The 16,579-nt window shown below is 73.1% G+C and carries 16 protein-coding genes, 1 tRNA gene and 1 pseudogene; 16 read left to right on the top strand and 2 right to left on the bottom strand.

The window, feature by feature from the left end:
• Window positions 1–93 precede the first annotated feature (93 nt).
• Together ACWEMJ_RS31190 and ACWEMJ_RS31185 are read left to right on the top strand one after the other, a co-directional pair.
• Window positions 94–291 (top strand): acyl-CoA carboxylase epsilon subunit, encoded by a 198-nt coding sequence (locus ACWEMJ_RS31190; protein ID WP_452140483.1) that lies wholly within the window; start codon window positions 94–96, stop codon window positions 289–291.
• A gap of 37 nt (window positions 292–328) precedes the next feature.
• Window positions 329–705 (top strand): annotated as a pseudogene (locus ACWEMJ_RS31185) (S-adenosylmethionine synthetase N-terminal domain-containing protein); the annotation flags it as partial.
• Here the strand turns inward: ACWEMJ_RS31185 and ACWEMJ_RS31180 are convergent.
• Window positions 702–786 (bottom strand) — tRNA-Leu (locus tag ACWEMJ_RS31180). The pseudogene ACWEMJ_RS31185 and the gene ACWEMJ_RS31180 overlap by 4 nt on opposite strands.
• A 410-nt stretch (window positions 787–1,196) precedes the next feature.
• Here ACWEMJ_RS31180 and ACWEMJ_RS31175 point away from each other — a divergent pair.
• On the top strand, window positions 1,197–1,718 hold the full coding sequence (locus tag ACWEMJ_RS31175; protein ID WP_452140482.1) for an ATP-binding protein: 522 nt from the start codon (window positions 1,197–1,199) through the stop codon (window positions 1,716–1,718).
• Window positions 1,719–1,737: 19 nt separating this feature from the next.
• Here ACWEMJ_RS31175 and idi read toward each other — a convergent pair whose 3' ends face one another.
• Entirely contained in the window at window positions 1,738–2,343 is a 606-nt protein-coding gene (gene idi, locus ACWEMJ_RS31170) for an isopentenyl-diphosphate Delta-isomerase (RefSeq protein ID WP_452140481.1), read from the bottom strand.
• A gap of 473 nt (window positions 2,344–2,816) precedes the next feature.
• Between idi and ACWEMJ_RS31165 the strand changes: the two genes are divergently transcribed.
• The 13 genes from ACWEMJ_RS31165 to hpnH all read left to right on the top strand — a co-directional run bounded on the left by ACWEMJ_RS31165 (window position 2,817) and on the right by hpnH (window position 16,540).
• Window positions 2,817–3,572 (top strand): phosphocholine cytidylyltransferase family protein, encoded by a 756-nt coding sequence (locus ACWEMJ_RS31165; protein ID WP_452140480.1) that lies wholly within the window; start codon window positions 2,817–2,819, stop codon window positions 3,570–3,572.
• Window positions 3,560–4,621, top strand: a complete 1,062-nt coding sequence (locus ACWEMJ_RS31160) for an iron-containing alcohol dehydrogenase family protein (protein ID WP_452140479.1) — start codon at window positions 3,560–3,562, stop codon at window positions 4,619–4,621. Before ACWEMJ_RS31165 ends, ACWEMJ_RS31160 begins: the two co-directional genes overlap by 13 nt.
• Window positions 4,622–4,691: 70 nt before the next feature.
• A complete protein-coding gene (locus ACWEMJ_RS31155; protein ID WP_452140478.1) occupies window positions 4,692–5,429 on the top strand; it encodes a CDP-alcohol phosphatidyltransferase family protein in 738 nt (245 codons plus the stop codon).
• A complete protein-coding gene (locus tag ACWEMJ_RS31150; RefSeq protein WP_452140477.1) occupies window positions 5,426–6,310 on the top strand; it encodes a glycosyltransferase family 2 protein in 885 nt (294 codons plus the stop codon). Before ACWEMJ_RS31155 ends, ACWEMJ_RS31150 begins: the two co-directional genes overlap by 4 nt.
• A 119-nt stretch (window positions 6,311–6,429) precedes the next feature.
• On the top strand, window positions 6,430–7,401 hold the full coding sequence (locus ACWEMJ_RS31145; protein ID WP_452140476.1) for an ABC transporter permease: 972 nt from the start codon (window positions 6,430–6,432) through the stop codon (window positions 7,399–7,401).
• 16 nt (window positions 7,402–7,417) lie between these two features.
• The gene (locus tag ACWEMJ_RS31140; RefSeq protein ID WP_452140485.1) at window positions 7,418–8,206 is read left to right on the top strand and encodes an ABC transporter ATP-binding protein; all 789 of its coding nucleotides are present in this window, start codon (window positions 7,418–7,420) and stop codon (window positions 8,204–8,206) included.
• A gap of 190 nt (window positions 8,207–8,396) precedes the next feature.
• The gene (gene hpnC, locus ACWEMJ_RS31135) at window positions 8,397–9,317 is read left to right on the top strand and encodes a squalene synthase HpnC (RefSeq protein ID WP_452140475.1); all 921 of its coding nucleotides are present in this window, start codon (window positions 8,397–8,399) and stop codon (window positions 9,315–9,317) included.
• 41 nt (window positions 9,318–9,358) lie between these two features.
• Complete coding sequence (gene hpnD, locus ACWEMJ_RS31130; protein ID WP_452140484.1) at window positions 9,359–10,216, top strand: presqualene diphosphate synthase HpnD; 858 nt, start codon at window positions 9,359–9,361, stop codon at window positions 10,214–10,216.
• Between the two features lie 94 nt (window positions 10,217–10,310).
• Window positions 10,311–11,708: a hydroxysqualene dehydroxylase HpnE gene (hpnE, locus tag ACWEMJ_RS31125; protein ID WP_452140474.1), complete on the top strand. Its 1,398-nt coding sequence runs from the start codon at window positions 10,311–10,313 to the stop codon at window positions 11,706–11,708.
• Between the two features lie 86 nt (window positions 11,709–11,794).
• Window positions 11,795–12,868 carry a polyprenyl synthetase family protein gene (locus ACWEMJ_RS31120; protein WP_452140473.1) on the top strand — a complete coding sequence of 358 codons (1,074 nt, stop codon included), beginning with the start codon at window positions 11,795–11,797 and terminating at the stop codon, window positions 12,866–12,868.
• Between the two features lie 7 nt (window positions 12,869–12,875).
• Window positions 12,876–14,834 (top strand): squalene--hopene cyclase, encoded by a 1,959-nt coding sequence (shc, locus tag ACWEMJ_RS31115; protein WP_452140472.1) that lies wholly within the window; start codon window positions 12,876–12,878, stop codon window positions 14,832–14,834.
• Entirely contained in the window at window positions 14,831–15,511 is a 681-nt protein-coding gene (locus ACWEMJ_RS31110; RefSeq protein ID WP_452140471.1) for a phosphorylase family protein, read from the top strand. Before shc ends, ACWEMJ_RS31110 begins: the two co-directional genes overlap by 4 nt.
• A gap of 3 nt (window positions 15,512–15,514) precedes the next feature.
• Window positions 15,515–16,540 carry an adenosyl-hopene transferase HpnH gene (hpnH, locus tag ACWEMJ_RS31105; protein ID WP_452140470.1) on the top strand — a complete coding sequence of 342 codons (1,026 nt, stop codon included), beginning with the start codon at window positions 15,515–15,517 and terminating at the stop codon, window positions 16,538–16,540.
• The last annotated feature ends 39 nt before the right edge of the window (window positions 16,541–16,579 follow it).

The following is a 16,579-nucleotide window of genomic DNA, read 5'->3' as shown; positions in this document are numbered from 1 at the left end:
CGCCGAGACCCGCGCCGTGCTGGCCTCCTCACTGGCCATGCTCCGCACCAAGCACGCCGACCTGCCGAGCCGCAAGCACGGCAACCCGCCGATGTGAACGGGCCGCCCGAGATCCGGATCGTCCGCGGCTCGCCCACCGCGGAGGAACTCGCCGCCCTGCTCGCCGTCCTGGCGGTCCGCACCACCGTCCGGCCCGCGCGCCCCCCGCAGCACCGGGCCCCGCACCACCGCGCGCACTGGCGCCGCCTGGAGCGCCCCGCCGCCTACCGCAACCCCGTCAGCTGGCACTGAACCCCGCTCAGGCCGGCCCGCCGCCCGAAGGAACCCGATGACCCGCCGCCTGTTCACCTCGGAGTCCGTCACCGAAGGCCACCCCGACAAGATCGCCGACCAGATCAGCGAGGACGACGAACTCGACCGGCAGGGCGCCGGCGACCAGGGCCTGATGTTCGGCTACGCCACCGACGAGCCACCCGAGCTGATGCGGTGCGCCTGGACACCGTCGTGGTCTCCTCGCAGCACGCCGCCGACGTCGACCTGGATGCCCTGCTCGCCCCCGACATCCGCCGCCACGTGGTCGAACCGGTGCTCGCCGCAGCGGAGTTGGACGCCCGCGAGGTGCGCCTGCTGGTCAACCCGACCGGCCGCTTCCGGGCAGACAAAAACTGCGGGCCAGGATTTCTCCTGACCCGCAGTGTCTGTGTCCGAGGGGGGACTTGAACCCCCACGCCCGATAAAGGGCACTAGCACCTCAAGCTAGCGCGTCTGCCATTCCGCCACCCGGACCGGGTGTTCACCTCGGGGCTTCCTTTCGGCTGCCCCCTGGCGACAAAGAGAACATTACCAGGCTTCCGGAGTGCTTCTCACCTGCGTTTTCGAGGCCTGCGGGCACGAGGGCGGGGCAATTCGGGCGCAACGCGGGCAAGGCGGGCGGAGAAAAGGGTGAAACTGCTGGTCGCGGGGGTTCGCGCGGGTGTTCTGGCGGCAAAAATCGCGCCCGCCGGGAGCGTGCGCGGCCAGGAGGGGGCCGGATCGCGCACCGATTCGGTCGGGAAGCTTCACGACACGCGTCTTTGCGGTCCCGACGCCGGTCGCCGGGGGTCGCTCTCCTAGCCTCGGGTGACCAGCGGAGCCCCGAGCGGTACGCCCGTCCCGAGCGCGGTCGGCTCCCGACACCGCGTGAAGGGCGGCGTGCAGTGGAACAGACGCAGCGGCAGGCCACGGACGTCACCGCCGGGCGGCCCCGCCGGGGAGGGCCGGAGCCCGGCAGCTGGCGGTTCGGCGCGGCCCCGCAGGAGGCCTCGGTGCCGCGCACCAGACGCGCGGTGCGCGACCGGCTGCTGGCCCAGGGCATGGCGGGGGAGCGCTACCAGGAACTGGTCGACGACCTGCTGCTGATCGTCTCGGAGCTGATGGCGAACGCCGTCACGCACGCCGCCGCGCTCTCCCCGCAGGTGCACTGCGAGCTGGAGATCGGCCCGCGGCGGGTGCGGGTCGCGGTGTTCGACGGCCACCCCTACCGCCCGCGGGCGCAGTCGAACGACCCGGTCCGCCCGGGCGGACGCGGCCTGCTGCTGGTCAAGAGCGTCACCCTGCAGGCGGGCGGCGAGTGCGACGTGGAGCCCACCGAGGACGGCGGCAAGGTGATCTGGGCCGCCCTGCCGCTGCCCGGGCCCGCGGCGGCGGGGGAGGGGCCCGACGGGGAGGCGGACTACTGAGCGGCGGACCGCCGCGAGGTCACCACTCGTTCCCGGCGATCTCCCGGATCCCCGGCAGCGCGGCCTCGAAGACCGTCTCGAACCACACCGAGAACGGCTTCTCGCCCCGCAGCTCGCGCAGCTCGGCGGCGGTGACGAACCGGGTGTCCTCGACCTCCTCCGGGGCCGGCTCCGGCTCGGCGGTGATCAGGCCGACGAACAGGTGGTTCCACTCCCGTTCGATCAGCCCGGTGGTCTCGTCCGGCAGGTCGTAGCGGACGGTGCCGGCCTCGCACAGCAGCGCGGGGGCGGCGCCCAGCTCCTCGGCGGTGCGGCGGGCGGCCGCCACGAACGGCTGCTCGCCGGGGTAGGGGTGGCCGCAGCAGGTGTTCGACCAGACGCCCGGCGAGTGGTACTTGCCGAGGGCCCGGCGCTGCAGCAGCATCCGGCCCTGGCGGTCGAACAGGAACACCGAGAAGGCGCGGTGCAGCCGGCCCGGCTGCTGGTGGGCCCAGTGCTTCTCGCCGGTCCCGATGGTCACGCCCTGGTCGTCGACCAGCTCCAACAGGATCTCGCCGGGTGCGGCCGCGGGCGGGGTGGCGAGCTCGGGGGAGAGGTCGTCGGTCGGGCTGACAGCGGGACTCATGGGCGAAATGCCCCTTTCGGCACGTGGACCGGGGCCGCGCCCGGGAAGGGCCCGGGGCCGCCCACCCCGGTTCTGAGGTCGGCTGCGCGCACGGCGGCCCGGATCGGTCGGTCCGCCGACGGCGTCGGGGCCCAAGTCTGCCGCATGCCCGGGCGGCCCCGGGGCCGCGACGCACATCACCGGCCCGGCGGACCGGATGTTCGGCGGAAGTGTTCGATCCCGGGCCGTCGGAGGCCTTCGGGCGTCCGGGTTCCGCCTTCATTTGATCAGTCGATCGGCCCGCGGCGCGGCCCGGCAGTTGATCACCTGAGCTGCCCGGCCCGCGTTCTGGCAGGTGGCCGGGGTCGCCTACCATCAGTGGGACCGGGCGCTCCGCAGGACGCGCCCGGACGGCGCGCCGCAGCCGCGGCCGCGCCCCCGGCGCCCGGCCCGCACCGGCGTGCCGGACGGCACCCGAGACCCTGGAGTCCCGCATGATCGGCCTCGTCCTGGCCGCCGGCGCAGGCCGCCGGCTTCGTCCGTACACCGACACCCTGCCCAAGGCGCTGGTGCCGGTCGACGGAGAGCGGACGGTGCTCGACCTGACCCTGGGGAACTTCGCCGAGGTGGGCCTGCGGGAGGCCGCGATCGTCGTCGGCTACCGCAAGGAGGCGGTGTACGAGCGCAAGCAGGCGCTGGAGCAGAAGTACGGCGTCAAGCTCACCCTGGTCGAGAACGACAAGGCCGAGGAGTGGAACAACGCCTACTCCCTGTGGTGCGCCCGCGACCTGTTCGCCGAGGGCCTGCTGCTGGCCAACGGCGACACCGTCCACCCGGCCTCGGTGCAGCGCACCATGCTGGACGGCAACGACCGCCGCATCAAGGAGGGCCGGGCCCCCGGCATCCTGCTCGCGCTGGACACCGTGAAGAAGCTCGCCGACGAGGAGATGAAGGTCGTCGTCGACCCGGAGCTCGGCGTGCGCCGGATCACCAAGCTGATGGACCCGCTGGACGCCACCGGCGAGTACATCGGCGTCACCGTGATCAACCCCTCGGCCGGCCCGGCCCTCGCCGACGCCCTCAAGGCGGTCTTCGAGCGCGACCCGCAGCTGTACTACGAGGACGGCTACCAGGAGATGGTCGACCGCGGCCTGATCGTCGACGTCCAGCCGATCGGCGAGGTCTCCTGGGTCGAGATCGACAACCACGACGACCTGGCCAAGGCCCGGGAGATCGCGTGCCGGTACTGACCCGACTGGTGCCCTCGCCGGTGTTCGTCGAGGTGCGGGCCGGCGCGCTGGACGCGCTCGGCGGCATCCTCGCCGACCAGCGGCTGTCCACGGCCGGCCGGATCGCGGTGGCGATCAGCGGCGGCTCGGGCGCCCTGCTGCGCGAGCGCCTGGAGCCGGCGCTGCCGGGCGCCGACTGGTACCAGGTCGACGACGGCACCCTGGACAGCGCGGTCCGGCTGACCGACGAGATCCGCCGCGGCCACTACGACGCGCTGGTCGGCCTCGGCGGCGGCAAGATCATCGACGTGGCGAAGTACGCCGCCGCGCGGGTCGGCCTGCCGGTGGTCGCGGTCGCCACCAACCTCGCCCACGACGGCATCTGCTCGCCGGTCTCCACCCTCGACAACGACGCCGGCCGGGGCTCCTACGGGGTGCCCGGCCCGATCGGCATCGTGGTCGACCTGGACGTCATCGCCAAGGCGCCCAAGCGCTTCGTGGCGGCTGGCATCGGCGACGCCGTCTCCAACATCTCCGCCTGCGCCGACTGGGAGCTGTCGCACGCCGTCACCGGCGAGCCGGTCGACGGCCTGGCCGTGGCGATGGCCCGGGCGGCCGGCGAGAACCTGCTGCGGCACCCGGGCACCCTGGAGGACCCGGACCTGCTGACCACGCTCGCGGAAGCCCTGGTACTGTCCGGCATCGCGATGAACATCGCGGGCAGCACCCGGCCCAGCTCGGGAGCCTGCCACGAGATCTCGCACGCCCTGGACGTGCTGTACCCCAAGCGGTCCGCCCAGCATGGCGAGCAGGTCGGCCTCGGCGCGGCCTTCGCCTGCTTCCTGCGGGGCGAGCGGGACCTGTCCGGACTGATCGTGGAGCGCCTGCGCTTCCACGGCCTGCCGGTGACCGCCGATCAGATCGGCTTCACCGAGGCGGAGTTCACCGAAGCGGTGCACTACGCTCCGAACACCAGACCGGGGCGCTTCACCATCCTCGAACACCTCGACCTCTCCGCCACAGACATCAGGGACGCGTACGCCGACTATGTCCAAGCCGTCAACAGCTGAACGCCCGCCGGTTGACCTCACCCGCCGCCCGTCGATCGAGGAGCTCCGGGCGGTCATCCACCCCGAGGGCATGCTCCAGCGACGCAGTGCCGAGCACTGGGCCGGCCGCCTCTACATGCGGAAGATCTCGCTGCGGATCACCCGCATCCTGTCGACCGTCACCGCCATCACGCCCAACGGCCTGACCTACCTGATGATGCTCACCGGCATCCTGGCGGGCATCGCCCTGGTGGTCCCGGGCCTGACCGGCGCGATCCTCGGCGCCCTGCTGATCCAGATCTACCTGCTGCTGGACTGCGTGGACGGCGAGGTCGCCCGCTGGCGCCGGCAGACCTCGCTCACCGGCGTCTACCTGGACCGGGTCGGCCACTACATGTCCGAGGCGGCGCTGCTCACCGGCCTCGGCCTGCGCGCCTCCGACCTGCTGCACCGCGAGGGCGCGCACGCCGCCTGGCAGTGGGCCTTCCTCGGCACGCTGGCCGCGCTCGGCGCGATCCTGATCAAGTCCGAGACCGACCTGGTCGACGTCGCCCGGGCCCGCTCCGGGATGACCGCCGTCGAGGACGAGGCCTCGGTGCCGCGTTCGAACGCCGTCGCCAAGGCCCGCCGGGCCGCCTCGCTGCTGAAGTTCCACCGCCTGGTCGGCGCCGTGGAGGCCTCGCTGTTCATCCTGGCCGCCGGCATCGCCGACCAGGTGCACGGCGGCCTGTACTTCACCCGCCTCGCCGTGGTGGTGCTCGCCGCCATCGCGATGCTGCAGACCGTCCTGCACCTGCTGTCCATCGTGCTGTCCAGCAGGCTCCGATGAGCGACGACTTCCGCCTCGGCGCGGTCATCATCACCATGGGCAACCGGCCCGCCGAACTGAACGCGCTGATCGAGTCGGTGCGCGCCCAGCAGGGCCCGCCGGTCGAGCTCGCCGTGGTCGGCAACGGCGCCCCGCTGCCCCCGCTCCCGGAGGGCGTGCGCACCGTCGAACTGCCCGAGAACCTGGGCATCCCCGGCGGCCGCAACGTCGGCATCGAACTCTTCGGCCCGGACGGCCGGGACGTCGACGCGGTGCTGTTCCTGGACGACGACGGCTCGCTGCCGAACACCGACTCCGCGGAGATCCTCCGCAAGGCGTTCACCGCCGACCCGTCGCTGGGCATCGTCTCGTTCCGGATCGCCGACCCGGAGACCGGCACCACCCAGCGCCGCCACGTGCCCCGGCTGCGCGCCAGCGACCCGATGCGCGGGTCCCGGGTCACCACCTTCCTGGGCGGCGCCAGCGCGGTGCGCAGCGCGGTCTTCCCGCAGGCCGGGCAGCTGCCCGCGGAGTTCTTCTACGCCCACGAGGAGACCGACCTGGCCTGGCGGGCGCTGGACGCCGGCTGGTCGATCGACTACCGGCCGGACGTGGTGCTGTACCACCCGGCGACCTCCCCGGCCCGGCACGCGGCGTACTTCCACAACGTCGCCCGCAACCGGGTGTGGCTGGCCAGGCGGAACCTTCCGGCCCTGTTGGTGCCTCTCTACCTGGGGACCTGGTTCCTGCTGACCGTCGCCCGCCGGCCCTCCGGCTCGGCACTCAAGGCGTGGCTCGGCGGGTTCCGGGCAGGCTGGAGCGAGCCCTGCGGGCCGCGCCGGCCGATGAAGTGGTCGACCGTCTGGCGCTTGACCAGGCTCGGCAGACCGCCAATCATCTGATCGCAACCGGTCGGCGTTACCCCCGCCGGCCGGACGCAAACCTGAGCTCCTCGTGGTACGCCCCGGTTCCGCGCCCCGTCCCCCCGGGGCGCGGGATTTCGACCCCCTGAAGGACGAATGTGTCGACACTGAGTGACCCGGTCAACCTCTCCGCACCGAGGGGCGCCGACGCGGGTCTGACCCCGAAGCAACTGGCGGACAAGTACGGACTGTCCGTCAGCGGCAAGCGGCCGAGTCTGCCGAAGTACATCCGCCAGCTGTGGGCCCGCCGCGCGTTCATCAGCGCGTTCGCGACCGCCCGCCTGGTCGCGCAGTACACCACCGCGAAGCTCGGCCAGCTCTGGCAGGTGCTCACCCCGCTGCTCAACTGCGCGGTGTTCTACCTGGTCTTCGGTGTGATCATGAAGAGCCGGGACGGCGTCCCGGTCTACGTCGCCTGGCTGTGCGTCGGCGTCTTCGTCTTCCAGTTCTCGCAGAGCGCGATCCAGGCCGGCACCCGGTCCATCTCGGACAACCTCGGCCTGATCCGGGCGCTGCACTTCCCGCGCGCCTCGCTGCCGATCGCCTTCACCGTGATCCAGCTCCAGCAGCTGCTGATCTCGATGGTGGTGCTGGTCGCCATCGTGCTGATCAACGGCATCCGCCCCGGCATGACCTGGCTGCTGATCGTCCCGGCGCTGCTGCTGCAGTCGCTGTTCAACACCGGCCTCGCCATGGTGATGGCCCGGATCGGCGCCAAGACCTCCGACATCTCGCAGCTGATGCCGTTCCTGCTGCGCACCTGGATGTACGTCTCCGGCGTCATGTACAGCGTCTCCGGCTACATCAAGAGCTGGCCGACGATCTGGCAGACGGTCTACTCCTGGAACCCGGCGACGGTCTACATGGACCTGATGCGCTACGCCTTCATGCCGGACAGCTTCGACAAGAAGATCTACCCGGGTGGCTACGACGCGGCGGGCCACCCGCTCCCGGAGGCGCTGAAGCTCCCGGACCACATCTGGATCATGGCCGGTACCTGGGCGATCGTCGCGTTCGTCATCGGCTTCGTGTTCTTCTGGAAGTCCGAGGAGGAGTACGGCCGTGGCTGACGCAGCGATCGACACCATGAAGGAGACCACCGCGGTGGACAACCAGGCCCGGGTCCCCACCGTCGTGGTGGACGACGTGCACATCGTCTACAAGGTGCACGGCGCCGGTTCCGGCAAGGGCAGCGCCACCTCGGCGCTGAGCCGGATCATCACCCGCAAGAAGTCGCCCGCGATCAGCGAGGTGCACGCGGTGCGCGGCATCAGCTTCACCGCGTACAAGGGCGAGGCCGTCGGCCTGATCGGCTCCAACGGCTCCGGCAAGTCGACCATGCTGGCGGCCATCGCCGGCCTGCTGCCGACCGCCAAGGGCGCCATCTACACCCACGGCCAGCCCTCGCTGCTGGGCGTGAACGCGGCGCTGATGAACGACCTGACCGGCGAGCGCAACGTGGTGCTGGGCTGCCTGGCGATGGGCATGTCCCCGAACCAGGTGCGCGAGCGCTACCAGAGCATCGTGGACTTCTCGGGCATCAACGAGAAGGGCGACTTCATCTCGCTCCCGATGCGCACCTACTCCTCCGGCATGGGCGCCCGCCTGCGGTTCTCCATCGCCGCCGCGAAGACCCACGACGTGCTGCTGATCGACGAGGCCCTCGCCACCGGCGACCAGGGCTTCCAGCAGCGCTCCAAGGCCCGGATCAACGAGCTGCGCAAGGAGGCCGGCACGGTCTTCCTGGTCAGCCACGACAACAACGCGATCCGCGAGACCTGCGAGCGCACCATCTGGATCGAGCACGGCGAGCTGATCATGGACGGGCACACCGACGAGGTGGTCCGGCGGTACGAGAAGGGCGAGCGCCCCTGACCGGGGCGCGGCCGACGGTCGCAGGGCCGGTGCGCGGGGAGGGTTCCCCGGCACCGGCCCTGTGCCGTGCGGCGGGTGAAGGCGTGGCGACGAAAGCGTGTCCGGGGCGCGGTGGCGGTCGGCACCGGTGTAGAACGGGAAGGTGACGGCAGTGTCGGCTTCAACCAAATCCGATAACCAGACAGCGGCGGTGACGCTGGACAAGGCGGACCTGGAGAACTTCCCGGTCGCCCCCGCCTTCCTCCCCGCCGCCTGGCGCGGCGACCTGATGGCGGTCTACGGCTTCGCCCGGCTGATCGACGACGCCGGCGACGGCGACCTCGCCGACCCGGCCTCCGTCGCCCAGCTGCTGGACGTCCCCGGCGCCCCCGGGGACGCCGGCTTCCGGCTCGCCCTGCTGGACGGCCTGGAGCGCGACCTCGACCGGGCCTTCGCCACCGCCCTCGGCGACGACCGCGCCCAGGGCGGCACCGTCCTGGGCACCGCCGCCGGCGAGCCCCGGCACCCGCTGATCCGCCGCCTCGTCCCGCTGATCGAACAGCACGCCGTCACCCCCGAGCCGTTCCGCCGGCTGATCGAGGCCAACCGGGTCGACCAGACCGCCACCCGCTACCCGGCCTGGGACGACCTGCGGCACTACTGCACCCTCTCCGCCGACCCGGTCGGCCGCCTGGTGCTCGCCCTGGCCGGCCGCGCCACCCCCGAACGGATCGCGATGTCCGACGACATCTGCACCGCGCTGCAGATCGTCGAACACCTGCAGGACGTCGCCGAGGACCTCGAACGCGGCCGGATCTACCTCCCGCAGGAGGACCTCGCCACCTTCGGCGTCACCGAACAGGACCTCGCCGCCCCCGCCGCCTCGCGCGAGGTGCGGCAGCTGATCGCCTGGGAGGCGAGCCGGGCCCGGACCCTGCTCGACCGCGGCGCGCCGCTGGTAGGTACGGTTCACGGGAGGCTCCGACTGCTGCTGGCGGGATTCACCGCCGGCGGGTACGCGGCCCTGGACGCCATCGCGGCGGCCGGGTACGACGTGCTCGCGCACCGGGCGAAGCCGGACAAGCGCCGCCTGGCCGGCCGGGCGGCGGCACTTTTCGCGAAGGGAAGGTGAGCGCCCGCGTGGGGGCATCACCACTGGCGTCCGCGCCGGTCATGGCGGCCTACCGGTACTGCGAGGCGGTCACCGCCCTGCAGGCCCGCAACTTCAGCTACGGCATCCGGCTGCTGCCCGAGGCCAAGCGGCTGGCGATGTCCGCGCTGTACGCGCTGGCCCGCCGGGTCGACGACATCGGCGACGGAGACCTGCCCGCCGAGCAGAAGAGCGAGGCCCTGGCCCGCACCCGCGCCCTGCTGGACGAGGTCCGGGCGGGCGCGGTCACCGAGGACGACACCGACCCGATCAAGGTCGCGCTGGCCGACGCCGCCCGCCGCTTCCCGATCCCGCTCGGCGGCTTCGACGAGCTGATCGACGGCGTCGAGATGGACCTCAAGGGCGTCGAGTACGAAACCTTCGACGACCTCAAGGTGTACTGCCGCTGCGTGGCCGGCTCGATCGGCCGCCTCTCGCTCGGCGTGTACGGCTGCGAGGACTGGGAGCGCGGCGCCGCCTACGCCGACACCCTGGGCCTGGCGCTGCAGCTCACCAACATCCTGCGCGACCTGCGCGAGGACGCCCTGAACGGCCGTACCTACCTGCCCACCGAGGACCTCGTCCGGTTCGGCTGCCAGCAGGGCTTCGCCCTCCCGAAGCTCCCGGTCGGCGCCGACTTCACCGGCCTGGTCGCCTTCGAGGCCGACCGCGCCCAGCAGGCCTTCACCGAGGGTCTGCAACTGCTGCCGATGCTCGACCGCCGCAGCCGCGCCGCCACCGCCGCGATGGCCGGCATCTACCACCGCCTGCTCGGCCGGATCGCCGCCGACCCGCACTCGGTGCTCCGCGGCCGGGTCTCGCTGCCGGGCTGGGAGAAGGCGTACGTGGCACTGTCCGGGCTCGCCGGAGGGCGTTCTTGATTCTCACGCGAGTTATGTCACGCTGTGTCAACAGGGAATCACGACGCACGCGCTCGTTGGTGTGCCCTCAGTCCACTGCCGCCGGGGAGGACCGATGAGCACGCCGACGCCGCAGCGGCAGCGCACCGCCGTGGTGATCGGCGGCGGCCTGGCCGGCATCACCGCCGCCCTCCGGCTGGCCGAGGCCGGCGTGCGCACCACCCTGGTCGAGGCCCGCCCCCGGCTCGGCGGCCTGGCCTTCTCCTTCAAGCGCGGCGAGCTGACGGTCGACAACGGCCAGCACGTCTACATGCGCTGCTGCACCGCCTACCGCGGCCTGCTCGACCGCCTCGGCGCCCAGGGCCTGACCGACCTGCAGGACCGCCTCGACGTCCCGGTGCTCGGCCTCGCCGCCGACGGCGCCCGCAGCCTCGGCCGGCTGCGCCGCGCCGCGCTGCCCGTCCCGCTGCACCTGGCCGGCAGCCTCGCCACCTACCGCCACCTCGGCCCGGCCGACCGGCTGCGGGTGGTGCGCGGCGCGCTCGCCCTCAAGGGGCTGGACCTCGACGACCCGGCGCTCGACGACCTCTCCTTCGGCGAGTGGCTGCGCCGCCACGGCCAGACCCCGGCCACCGTCGAGGCCGTCTGGGACTTGGTGGGCGTCGCCACCCTGAACGCCACCGCCGACCGCACCTCGCTGGCGCTGGCGGCCAAGGTGTTCAAGACCGGCCTGCTGTCCGACCCGGGCGCCGCCGACATCGGCACCGCCCGCGTCCCGCTCGGCGAGATCCACCACGACCGGGCCCGCGCCGAACTCGAACGACTGGGCGTCCGGGTGCTGCTGCGTGCCAAGGCCGCCGAGCTCAAGGCCGCCGAACCGCACGCCGTCCGGCTGGAGAGCGGCGAGCTGCTCAGCGCCGACACCGTGGTGCTGGCCGGCGCCCAGGACACCGCCGCCGCGCTGCTGCCGCCCGGCGCCGTCCCCGGGCAGGAGCGGCTCGCCGACTTCGGCACCGCGCCGATCCTCAACGTGCACGTGATCTACGACCGGCCGCTGATCCGCCGCCCGTTCTTCGCCGCGATCGGCTCCCCGGTGCAGTTCGTCTTCGACCGCACCCGGCACTCCGGCCTGGACGTCCCCGGCGCCCAGTACCTGGCGGTGTCGCAGTCCGCCGCCGAGGACGAGATCGACCTGCCGGTCGCCGAACTGCGGGCGCGCTACCTGCCGGAGCTCGCCCGGCTGCTGCCCGCCGCCGCGGGCGCGAAGGTGCTGGACTTCTTCGTCACCCGGGAGCGCACCGCCACCTTCGACCCGGCGCCCGGCACCGCCCGGCTGCGCCCCGGCGCGCGCACCGACGTCCCGGGCGTCCTGCTCGCCGGATCGTGGACGGCCACCGGCTGGCCCGCCACCATGGAGGGCGCGGTGCGCAGCGGCCACGCCGCGGCCGACGCCGCACTGGCCGGCACCGGCCGGCTCCCCGTCGACCGGGCGGACGGGCGGTGGCCCCGATGACGGCGACCCGGCAGGCCCCGACCACCGACATCGCACCAGGCCGGCCGCCGCTCGCGGCCGGCCCGACGTACCGAGAGGGAACGCACGTGGAGGCACGCACCGGCTCGACGGTCAGGGACACCCCGACGGTCCTGGACCTGCTGGCGCGCGGGCGCACGCTCTGCACGCCGCCGATGCGCGAGGCCGTCGCCCGTCTGGCCGCACCGATGGACACCGTCGCGGCCTACCACTTCGGCTGGATCGACCGCGACGGCAAGCCCGCCGCGGGCGACGGCGGCAAGGCGGTGCGCCCGGCGCTGGCGCTGCTGTCGGCCGAGGCGGTCGGCGCGGACGCGCAGGTGGGCGTACCGGGCGGCGTGTCGGTCGAGCTGGTGCACAATTTCTCCCTCCTGCATGATGACCTGATGGACGGTGACGAGACACGTCGGCACCGGGCCACCGCCTGGACGGTGTTCGGCCCGGCGCAGGCCGTGCTGGTCGGCGACGCACTGGCCACCCTCGGCACCGAGGTCCTGCTGGACGCCGCGGTGGCCGGCGGGGCCACCCCGACCGACGCCGCCCGCGCCGTCCGCCTGATCACCACCGCGACCCGGCGGCTGATCGACGGTCAGGCGCTGGACGTGTCGTTCGAACAGCGGGACGTGGTGACGGTCGAGGAGTGCCTGACCATGGAGGGCGGCAAGACCGGCGCCCTGCTGGCGGCCTCCGCGGCGATCGGCGCGGTGCTGGCCGGCGCCGACGACAAGGTCTCCGACGCGCTCCAGCGGTACGGCCACCACCTGGGCCTGGCGTTCCAGGCGGTGGACGACCTGCTGGGGATCTGGGGCGCCACCGAGGTGACGGGCAAGCCGCACTGGAGCGACCTCCAGTCGCGCAAGAAGTCGCTTCCGGTGTGCGCCGCGCTGGCCGAGGGGGGCGCCGCCTCCCGCGAGCTGGCCGCACAGCTGGCCGACCCGACCGGCCGCGGCGAGGAGAGCGAGCAGCGGCTCGCCGCCCGCGCCGCGCTGATCGAACAGGCCGGCGGCCGGGCCTGGACGCAGGAAGAGGCCCGCCGCCAGTACGACACCGCCCTCGCCGCGCTCGGCGAGGTGCCCATGGCCGACGAGGTGCGCGAGCACTTCGTCGCACTCGCCGAATTCGTGGTGGTCAGAGAGAGGTGACGTAAGAGTGACAGCAACCGCGGGTGGAAGGCTCGGACCCCAAACCTCAGTTGCAGTAACACGATCTGACGATTCCTCACCCGCGGCGGCGCTCAGCCGGGCCACCGCACACCTGCTGTCACTCCAGCACGCCGACGGCTGGTGGAAGGGCGACCTGGAGACCAACGTCACCATGGACGCCGAAGACCTGCTGCTCCGCCAGTTCCTCGGCATCCGCACCGAGGAGCAGACCCGGGCCACCGCGGCCTGGATCCGCTCCCGGCAGCGGGAGGACGGCACCTGGGCCACCTTCCACGGCGGCCCGCCGGAGCTGTCCACCACCGTCGAGGCGTACGTCGCCCTCCGGCTCGCCGGGGACGACCCGGACGCCGCGCACATGCGGGCCGCCGCCGCCCACGTCCGCGAGCACGGCGGCATCGCCGCCACCCGGGTCTTCACCCGGATCTGGCTCGCCCTGTTCGGCTGGTGGCCCTGGGAGAAGCTCCCCGAACTGCCCCCCGAGGTGCTGTTCCTGCCCAGCTGGGCGCCGCTGAACATCTACTCCTTCGGCCAGTGGGCCCGGCAGACCATCGTCCCGCTCACCGTGGTCTCCGCCCACCGCCCGGTGCGGCCCGCACCCTTCGACCTCACCGAACTGCACACCGACCCGGCCGACCCGTACCCGAAGCGGCCGCTCGCCCCCGCGCACAGCTGGGACGGCCTCTTCCAGCGCCTCGACCAGCTGATGCACCGCTACCACCGGTACGCCGTCAAACCGGTGCGCCGCCTGGCGCTGCGGCAGGCCGCCGCCTGGATCGTCGAGCGGCAGGAGGCCGACGGCTGCTGGGGCGGCATCCAGCCGCCCGCCGTGTACTCGCTGATCGCGCTGCGGCTGCTCGGCTACCGCCTCGACCACCCCGTGATGAAGGCCGGCCTGGCCGCGTTCGAATCCTTCACCGTGCACACCGAGGACGGCAAGCGCTGGCTGGAGGCCTGCCAGTCCCCGGTCTGGGACACCTGCCTGGCCACCATCGCGCTGCGCGACGCCGGACTGCCCGGCGACCACCCCGCGCTGGTGCGGGCCGGCGAGTGGATGCTCGGCGAGGAGGTCACCACCCGCGGCGACTGGGCCGTCAAACGCCCCCGGCTCGCCCCCGGCGGCTGGGCGTTCGAATTCCAGAACGACACCTACCCGGACGTCGACGACACCGCCGAGGTGGTGCTCGCGCTGCGCCGCGTCGACCACCCCGACCGGGACCGGCTGGGCGCCGCCGTCGAACGGGCCGTCGGCTGGAGCCTGGGCATGCAGTCCAAGGACGGCGCCTGGGGCGCGTTCGACGCCGACAACACCAGCCGGCTGCCCAACAAGCTGCCGTTCTGCGACTTCGGCGAGGTCATCGACCCGCCCTCGGCCGACGTCACCGCGCACATGGTGGAGATGCTCGCCGAGACCGGCCGCACCCGCGACCCGCGCACCCGGCGCGGCGTCGCCTGGCTGCTGGAGCACCAGGAGGCCGACGGCTCCTGGTTCGGCCGCTGGGGCACCAACTACATCTACGGCACCGGCTCCGTGGTGCCCGCCCTGATCGCCGCCGGGCTCACCCCCGGCCACCCGGCGATCCGCCGCGCCGTCCGCTGGCTGACCGGCCGGCAGAACACCGACGGCGGCTGGGGCGAGGACATGCGCTCCTACGAGGACCCGGCCACCTGGGCCGGCCGCGGCGACTCCACCGCCTCGCAGACCGCCTGGGCGCTGATGGCGCTGCTCGCCGCCGGCGAACGCGACTCCGAGGCCGTCGAACGCGGCGTCGGCTGGCTGACCCGCACCCAGCGCCCCGACGGGACGTGGGACGAACCGCAGTTCACCGGCACCGGGTTCCCCTGGGACTTCTCCATCAACTACCACCTGTACCGGCTGGTCTTCCCGGTCACCGCGCTCGGCCGCTACCTGCACGACGCGCCGCTCGGCCGGGGCGGCCGACGATGACCGCCCCGCTCCTGGTGCTCTGCGCGCTCGCCCCCGAGGCCTGGGCGCTGCGCGGCGGCGACTGGTCCGGCGCGGCCGGCGGCCCCCCGGTGCTGGCCCGCACCGGCATGGGGCGGCGGACGGCCGGACGGCGGGCCGGCGCGCTGCTGGAGGCCGGCGGCTACGGGGCGCTGGTCGTCGCCGGCTTCGGCGCGGCCGTCGGCCCCGGGGTGCGCCCCGGCGAGGTGATCGTCGCCGACCGGGTCACCGACGCCGAGGGCCGCACCCATCCGCTGGCCACCGCGCCCGCGCTGGCCACCGCCCTGGAGGAGGCCGGGCTCCGCGCCCACCTGGGCACCCACCGCACCGCCGACCGGGTGGTGCGCGGCGCCGAACGGGCCCGGCTGCACGCCGAGGGCGCGCTCGCCGTCGACATGGAGGCCGCCGCGGTGCTCGCCGCCCGCGCCGAGCACGCCCCCGACCTGCCCGCCGCGGTGCTGCGGGTGGTGGTCGACACCCCCGAGCGGGAACTCGTCCGCCCCGGCACCCTGCCCGCCGGGTTCCGCGCCTGGCGGGCGCTGCGGGCCGCCGTCCCCGCGCTCACCGCCTGGCACCGGCACCTGACCGCCGCACCCCGTCCGCCGACCGCCCCACCGTCCTCGACACAGCCCTCGACGCTCCCCCAGGAGGCGAGCTAAGCCATGGCCATGCCGCTGCGTCAGACCCTCCGTGTGTCCACCTACCTCATGCAGCAGAAGCTGAAGCGCCGGGAGAAGTTCCCGCTGATCGTCGAGCTGGAGCCGCTGTTCGCCTGCAACCTGAAGTGCGAGGGCTGCGGCAAGATCCAGCACCCGGCGGGGGTGCTCAAGCAGCGGATGCCGGTCGCGCAGGCGGTCGGCGCGGTCCTGGAGTGCGGCGCCCCGATGGTCTCCATCGCCGGCGGCGAGCCGCTGATGCACCCGCAGATCGACGAGATCGTCCGGCAGCTGGTCGCCCGCCGCAAGTACGTCTTCCTGTGCACCAACGCGCTGCTGCTGCGCAAGAAGCTCGACCTGTTCACCCCGTCCCCGTACTTCACGTTCGCCGTGCACATCGACGGCCTGCAGGAGCGGCACGACGCCTCGGTGGCCAAGGAGGGGACGTTCGCGGAGGCCGTGGAGGCGATTAAGGAGGCCAAGCGGCGGGGGTTCCGGGTCACCACCAACTCGACGTTCTTCAACACCGACACGCCGCAGACCGTGGTCGAGGTGCTGGACTTCCTGAACGACGAACTCAAGGTCGACGAGATGATGATCTCCCCGGCCTACGCGTACGAGAAGGCCCCCGACCAGGAGCACTTCCTCGGCGTCGAACAGACCCGCGAGCTGTTCCGCAAGGCCTTCTCCGGCGGCAACCGCCGCCGCTGGCGGCTCAACCACAGCCCGCTGTTCCTGGACTTCCTCGAAGGCAAGGTCGACTTCGAGTGCACCGCGTGGGGCATCCCCAACTACTCGCTGTTCGGCTGGCAGCGCCCCTGCTACCTGATGTCCGACGGCTACGTCCCCACCTACCGGGAACTCATCGAGAAGACCGACTGGGACAAGTACGGCCGCGGCCGCGACCCGCGCTGCGACAACTGCATGGCCCACTGCGGGTACGAGCCCACCGCCGTGCTCGCCACCATGGGCTCGCTCAAGGAGTCGATCCGCGCCGCCCGGGAGACCCTCGCCGCCCCCAAGGCCGGCTGAACCGCCGTCACCGGCCGCCCCCGCCCCCCCCCCCCCCCC

It is taken from the genome of Kitasatospora sp. NPDC004531 (assembly GCF_053602195.1).
This window is presented reverse-complemented; position numbering and strand designations above follow the sequence as displayed.

What these genes read in the sequence shown, in the direction of transcription:
- hpnE (WP_452140474.1), top strand. Translation starts at nt 10,311, where the DNA reads ATGAGCACGCCGACGCCGCAGCGGCAGCGCACCGCCGTGGTGATCGGC.
- ACWEMJ_RS31150 (WP_452140477.1), top strand. Translation starts at nt 5,426, where the DNA reads ATGAGCGACGACTTCCGCCTCGGCGCGGTCATCATCACCATGGGCAAC.
- hpnD (WP_452140484.1), top strand. Translation starts at nt 9,359, where the DNA reads ATGGCGGCCTACCGGTACTGCGAGGCGGTCACCGCCCTGCAGGCCCGC.
- idi (WP_452140481.1), bottom strand. Translation starts at nt 2,343, where the DNA reads ATGAGTCCCGCTGTCAGCCCGACCGACGACCTCTCCCCCGAGCTCGCC.
- ACWEMJ_RS31165 (WP_452140480.1), top strand. Translation starts at nt 2,817, where the DNA reads ATGATCGGCCTCGTCCTGGCCGCCGGCGCAGGCCGCCGGCTTCGTCCG.
- ACWEMJ_RS31155 (WP_452140478.1), top strand. Translation starts at nt 4,692, where the DNA reads ATGCTCCAGCGACGCAGTGCCGAGCACTGGGCCGGCCGCCTCTACATG.
- ACWEMJ_RS31110 (WP_452140471.1), top strand. Translation starts at nt 14,831, where the DNA reads ATGACCGCCCCGCTCCTGGTGCTCTGCGCGCTCGCCCCCGAGGCCTGG.
- ACWEMJ_RS31140 (WP_452140485.1), top strand. Translation starts at nt 7,418, where the DNA reads ATGAAGGAGACCACCGCGGTGGACAACCAGGCCCGGGTCCCCACCGTC.
- hpnH (WP_452140470.1), top strand. Translation starts at nt 15,515, where the DNA reads ATGGCCATGCCGCTGCGTCAGACCCTCCGTGTGTCCACCTACCTCATG.